Source organism: Methyloglobulus sp. (assembly GCF_046714055.1).
Classification (GTDB): domain Bacteria; phylum Pseudomonadota; class Gammaproteobacteria; order Methylococcales; family Methylomonadaceae; genus Methyloglobulus.
Genome location: NZ_JBKKBJ010000240.1, coordinates 1 through 6,284, shown reverse-complemented (window position 1 = coordinate 6,284; position 6,284 = coordinate 1). Strand labels below are relative to the sequence as shown.

At 53.0% G+C, this 6,284-nt stretch carries 5 protein-coding genes; 1 reads left to right on the top strand and 4 read right to left on the bottom strand.

All coding sequences use genetic code 11. The features are described from left to right. Positions 1–2,102, top strand: a 2,102-nt coding sequence (gene uvrA / locus ACLQ6D_RS14395) for an excinuclease ABC subunit UvrA (protein WP_411728008.1), incomplete at its 5' end; no start/stop codon positions are given. A gap of 831 nt (positions 2,103–2,933) precedes the next feature. On the opposite strand, the gene ACLQ6D_RS14390 is transcribed toward uvrA, so the two are convergent. The 4 genes from ACLQ6D_RS14390 to ACLQ6D_RS14375 all read right to left on the bottom strand — a co-directional run. Then, positions 2,934–3,131: a hypothetical protein gene (locus ACLQ6D_RS14390; protein WP_411728007.1), complete on the bottom strand. Its 198-nt coding sequence runs from the start codon at positions 3,129–3,131 to the stop codon at positions 2,934–2,936. Beyond that, positions 3,103–3,492, bottom strand: coding sequence for a hypothetical protein (locus ACLQ6D_RS14385; RefSeq protein WP_411728006.1), 390 nt, complete (start codon positions 3,490–3,492; stop codon positions 3,103–3,105). Before ACLQ6D_RS14385 ends, ACLQ6D_RS14390 begins: the two co-directional genes overlap by 29 nt. Positions 3,493–3,497: 5 nt before the next feature. Further along, on the bottom strand, positions 3,498–3,938 hold the full coding sequence (locus tag ACLQ6D_RS14380; protein ID WP_411728005.1) for an IS110 family transposase: 441 nt from the start codon (positions 3,936–3,938) through the stop codon (positions 3,498–3,500). Positions 3,939–4,367: 429 nt separating this feature from the next. After that, the coding region (locus tag ACLQ6D_RS14375) for a hypothetical protein (RefSeq protein WP_411728004.1) at positions 4,368–6,284 on the bottom strand (1,917 nt) is incomplete at its 5' end.

The following is a 6,284-nucleotide window of genomic DNA, read 5'->3' as shown; positions in this document are numbered from 1 at the left end:
TTGACAGTAAGGAACACATATTTTCCGAACGCTATGCCTGCCGACTTTGTGGCTATAGCCTGAGCGAACTGGAACCCCGAATATTCTCATTCAACAACCCTAAAGGGGCGTGCAGCAGTTGTGACGGGCTGGGAGTCAAGCAGCATTTCGATCCCGGCCTGATTATCCATAATCCCGACATTAGCCTGGCGGGTGGGGCAATCCGAGGCTGGGACAGGCGCAATGCTTACTATTACCAGATTATCTGTTCACTGGCAAAGCACTACGGTTTTGACCCGGAAATGCCATTTTCCAAGCTACCCAAAGACATTCAGGCAGTCGTGCTCTATGGTAGCGGCAAGGAAGTTATCGAATTTACTTTCATGAATCCCGGCGGTGCGGCGACTAAACGGCGCTACCCCTTCGAGGGCATTATCGCCAATATGGAACGGCGTTACCACGAAACCGATTCGCAAATGGTACGTGAGGAATTGGCAAAATATCTGTCCCAAAAACCCTGCACGGCTTGCAATGGTGCTAGATTGAACAGTTCGGCGCGAAATGTATTCATAGACGAATTACCGATACATAACGTGACCCGCTTCCCTATCAGGCAATCCCTGGGCTTTTTCAACGGGCTGAATCTGCCCGGCAAACGCGGCGAAATATCGGTAAAGATCATCAAGGAAATCAGGGAAAGATTAGAGTTTCTGGTGAATGTGGGCTTGGACTACCTGACACTAGACCGCAGCGCCGACACCCTTTCCGGTGGAGAAGCACAACGTATCCGGCTTGCCAGCCAAATCGGGGCGGGCTTGGTGGGTGTGATGTACGTGCTGGACGAGCCGTCAATCGGCCTGCATCAACGCGATAACCAGCGCTTGTTGAACACCTTGTTCCGGCTGCGCGATTTGGGCAACACGGTTATCGTCGTCGAACACGATGAAGATGCCATACGTTCAGCCCAACATATCGTCGATATAGGCCCAGGCGCGGGTGTGCATGGCGGCTGTATCGTCGCGCAAGGGACGTTGGATGACATTCTCAATAATAGTGAATCGTTAACCGGGCAATATTTGTCTGGGAAAATTGGCATTGCCGTACCCGAATCAACCACGCCTATAGATAAAGGCAGGCAAATCACTCTCCGCAATGCCCACGGCAACAACCTGAAAAATGTGACGATTTCAATTCCCGTCGGCTTGTTGACGTGCGTGACGGGTGTTTCAGGATCAGGGAAATCAACGCTAATTAACGACACCCTTTATTGCCACGCCGCCCGATTGATTAACAGGGCGGGGGTTATTCCTGCACCTTGCGAAGCCATAGACGGACTGGATCATTTCGATAAGGTCGTTGACATTGACCAAAGCCCGATAGGTCGTACGCCACGCTCGAACCCTGCTACTTACACCGGCTTGTTCACGCCCATCCGTGAACTGTACGCCGCTACGCATGAATCGCGTTCACGCGGCTATACGCCAGGCCGTTTCAGCTTTAATGTGAAGGGTGGGCGTTGTGAAGCCTGTAGAGGCGATGGTGTCATTAAAGTGGAAATGCACTTCTTGCCGGATATTTACGTGCAATGCGATAGTTGTAAGAGCAAACGATATAACAGGGAAACGCTGGAAATCCGTTATAAAGGCAAGACGATTACGGAAGTACTGGACATGACGGTGGAGGATGCCGCCCAATTTTTCAGCGCAGTGCCTTCGCTGGCGCGTAAGTTACACACCTTGGTTGAAGTCGGCCTGAGTTATATAACATTAGGGCAAAATGCCACCACGCTTTCAGGTGGTGAAGCGCAACGGGTTAAGCTAGCCAAGGAACTGTCTAAACGCGACACCGGAAAAACCTTATACATCCTCGATGAACCCACCACGGGATTGCATTTCCACGACATCAAGCAATTGCTGATGGTATTGCATACGCTACGGGATCACGGCAATACGGTGGTCGTGATCGAACACAACCTGGATGTCATCAAAACGGCTGACTGGATAATTGATATGGGGCCTGAAGGCGGTGACGGTGGCGGGACGTTGGTTGCGGAAGGAACGCCGAAGCAGGTTTCCCAAAATCCGGCTTCCTATACTGGGGTTTATTTGAGGCGGTTTTTTTAAACACTGGTTTCACCTTTTGAAAAGGGGGGAATAAAGACAAAATGTCAGGGAACGCTAACGCGTACCCTGACCTACAGGCTGGCTAATGAGCTGCATAACGCAAAGCTAACCGGGCGCGGCTACGCTACGGAAAGCCTGAAAATAAACAAAGTGTTAAATGGCCGCGCTCCGGTTGAGCGTTTTGTTAGGCCGGATGCATGATTGCAAGACCTGACATCACGAGTGATATTCGAGCATCAAAATGTCGGGCATAAACAGCATGCCCGAACTACCCGGCTGAATTCAAAAGTAAAATCTATCGCTTAATCAGTTAGTATTACCTGTAAAAAAAGGCCGGACTCGTTGAGTTGCGGCCTTTTTTATTGCTCTATAGCCCGTAGGTTGGGTTAGGCGATAGCCGTAACCCAACGCCCGATGCACCCCGTGTTGGGTTACGCTATCGCTAACCCGACACATGGCTAATGCACCCTATGGATTGCGGTTTACGTGTTGGACGTTCATCGGCTCGGCGTGGGTCGACGTTCTTTGACTATTACACCCATTCTCTCCGCACCAAACTTGATCGCCGCAACCACTCATTAACAACACCCCCAATACACCCGCAATAACTTGATTGATTCTCATAATTTTTATCTCCTCGGTTTCTAGTTAATTTTAACAACGCACCCTATTGTCTATACATATTATCTTACAAAGTCAAGGTAAATTGAGATATTCCACAAGAAATGGGAAATAGGGGACAGACCACGTTTATTTTCCGGTGGTTGTTGAGTTGGGAAATAGTCGCGTAGATACTCTGTTCAAAGTCAACCAATAAATCGATGATTATGACTATCCGGCAGCGACCGGAATTGCATAAAAACGGGTGTTGTCAAAAGGCCTGTCGTGTTTTAACATCCCATGGATAGCATGGGGCAGTTTGCGCATGACCGCACAGACCGCCTGTAACGGTTTCTTGCCGTTATCGAGTAAATGTTGGAAATAAGCCTTGACGTGCGGGTCATGCGATTTGGCGCTCAAGGCCGGCATATAGAGGGCCGAGCGGATATGGCGGTTGCCGGCCTTCGACAGCCTTGGGATCGAGGCCTGCAAACTTCACCCATTCCCGATGCGACAGGTCGGGCGGCAGCAACAGGAGTTCACCCATGAGTGCAATGGCGCTGGTTTCGGCGATGCCCTTGATGCCGGTCAGCAACGCCAGTGCCCGTTTGAGTTCGGGATATTGGCCAATCAAGACCAGTGCTTCAGCGGTTAAGCGGTCGATGCGCTTCCCCAACTGGGCGGTCGCCAATTTAGCATCCTTCAACACTGCTTTCGGCGTTTCTTGGGTGGCGGTGAGTGCATGCAGATGGTTCTTGGCGGCCGCTTTCTGACCGGTTAACGCGTTCACGCTGGCTAAGCGAAACTGCGCAGGGCAAGTTTCTCGTCGGACGGGCGCGTCCAGGCGACGAAGTCCATTCTTGCGGCATATTCGGCCAAGGTGTCGGCATCGACCGCATCGGTCTTGCTGTTTTTCATCAAGACTTTGGCAAAGTTATGCGAGGCCTTGGGATTAATCACCATGAGCAACACCCCCGCATCATGCAGGGCAAGGGCTAAATCAAAGTGATAGACACCGGTGGCTTCCAGGCAGACAATGATACCGGGCAGCTTGGTCAGTTTCCTGGCCAAGCGGGCGCGGTCGGCAGGAGTGTTGGCGAACTTCTGGGGATCGAAGGGCTTGCCGTTCTTGCGGATCACCAGAATCAGTTCCTCGGCATCGACATCAATGCCGGCAAATAACGTCGGTTTGGCTTCAGGGATCGTATTTTTTAGTTGTTTGTTGGCCATAATCATTTGTCAGCAGGGGCTAAAGAAAGTAAACTGTCCGCCCCTGCACATGCACCTGCCATCCTTGTGTATGCAGGCTCCAGGCCTCGGATACTCCACGGCATGGGTGAATAGGGCGGGGGCCCATCTACCGCGCAGGCTCTGGTCAACAACCAGTCCTCAGGCTGGGACGGCCTCCCAATGAACGGTTAAAGCTTACTTGATTTCCTGGGTAATATTTTATTAGATTTAATCATACAGTTGGGCAACACGCTTTATCGTTGCCCAACATCACAGTATACCGAATGTCGGGTAGAAACAGCTTGCCCGACCTACATGGCTAAGGATGCCTAACGCGAAACTCAGCGGCGGCGGAGCCGTCCGTTGGAGTGTTTCGTTAGGCCGAGGCATTATTAAAAGCCCCCATCACGATGTTCGCATTGTGCGAAGGGCACCTCAGCTCCGACAAGAAAAGATCGCACCAAGCTGTGGGTGCTGTTTAGTTGGGTAAAAGCTCGCAATAACGATACCACCGTCCGCGCCAAGCCCGATTGCCAACAATCCTCCATCACCTGCAGGTGTGGAGGTCCAGAAGTACCTCTTGATGAACCAACTGGCTTTATGAGATGTCACGGCCATAAATACATCGAAGAGCAATTCCACCGCTGTTGGCCTGCACAGGTCGGTGAAGTCGAGGCGAGCCAAGGTTTCGGCGACTTTCGACGTATCATCGAACAAGCACGCCGCGACTTCGGGGACCATTTCCGCAAATTGCGTGCGTGCCTTCTCGAATAACTTGGAAAAAGGGCCTTTCGGATCGAGATCGGCCAACTCCTTGGCTCGCCCGATCAAATCCTGTGTCTGCTCAAAATAATTTTTACCAAAAGAACCGGCTATCGGCGCATTAAGAGCCCAGCCGTTTCGCGGAACCTCTTTGTCGAACAATGGAAATGACACCAACCAATCGTTATTTCTAACCCTATTTGCCCAATCCGGACTGGCTCTGTCAATAATTGCCCGCATGGTCAACGGAGATCCAGGACTCACCTCGGAAATTCGACAAATTAGGACAGGAGCACCCTCGGTTTGCTCGGTCATGGGAACCGCAAGTGGAAAACTGCAAAAACGCTCCCCCCCCGTGATACTGAGGCGTTGACGGCCAATCATTCCCGTGACGCGGGGTGTCGGACGAGTCGTGTAGACGCTGCGTATCAATTCCCGAAAACGATCCAGTGCAGCATTCTCTCCGGGCTTGAAGTCCCCCACAAGGAAAGTTCGGTCGCGCCGCGAAGCGTCCACAAGATCGAGAATGCTCGGGTCTGTTGGTCCATAATTCACTAGCACAACCGGTGCCTTTGGGCAGCCCTTGGCATAGTCGTCGAGCGCAGCACCGAAATTCTGCCTGCTCCACTTCCGGTACTGCTTGCACTCAATCACCAGCGACGTAGCGTCGTTGCGGTGAGTTGGAACCGTCATGATGCGATAGTCAGGTTGGATGTGTTTACGCCGGAAAAGGCCGCCACCAGCTAACGCCGTTCTTTTCTCGGTCCAGAAGATGTGCGTACTACCATCGCCGCCAAGCAGCGTGGCCAGTTCTGCGCCGGAGAAGGGAAAGCGCAGCATGTCCCCGTCGGGATGCCACTCAAAGGAGAGATCGCGCAGAGCGTCGGCGATGCGGCTCGCGACCCACACGGCGTACAGCTCGTGTCTTTTCTTCCATATCGGAAGGTTTACGAGGTCTCGGAAGTCCTGCTCAAGCGATATACAACTCCGCTCGTAACGCGGCGGACGGTCAAAGCCGATCTTTATGGCTGCCGCCAGTCGCGCCGCTGCCTCCAACTTGTCCTCATCCTTGTGGTCGTTCACTGCCTCGACACCGAGACAGACGTGTTCGGCGAATGTGTTAGGCCAGAAGTTATGCGCAGCCCCAACAAAGGCACGACGGGGCCGCTCGTCCTCGGCGTCGTGTGCAACTGCTTCCGCCTCATCCTCCTCTCGCTCTTCCCACGGCAACTCGCCTAACTGCCGAGCGAAGTCCTCGTATGTCGTGCCGAGCTTGCGCACTTCGGCGATCATGTAATAGATGAGGCCCTCGGCCATTCCGAGAGTCTTGTCCAGCCCTGCATCGCCTGACGTTGGAAAGCCCGGAAACGGCAGCCAGGTGCGCTTACCGTTCTTTTCGATCCATTCGCGAACACGCGGATCGCGCACGCGGGACGGGGCGTCGAAGCGCTGCTGCGCGTCGGGCACACCGAGCGACTTCAATACGTTCTGTACATCCCGGCTGAGCGAAAACAGCGTGTCGCTATTCCACCGACGCACCACGATAGGCCGCACCACACGGCGGAAAAATGCCTCCACTTCCCGAAATTC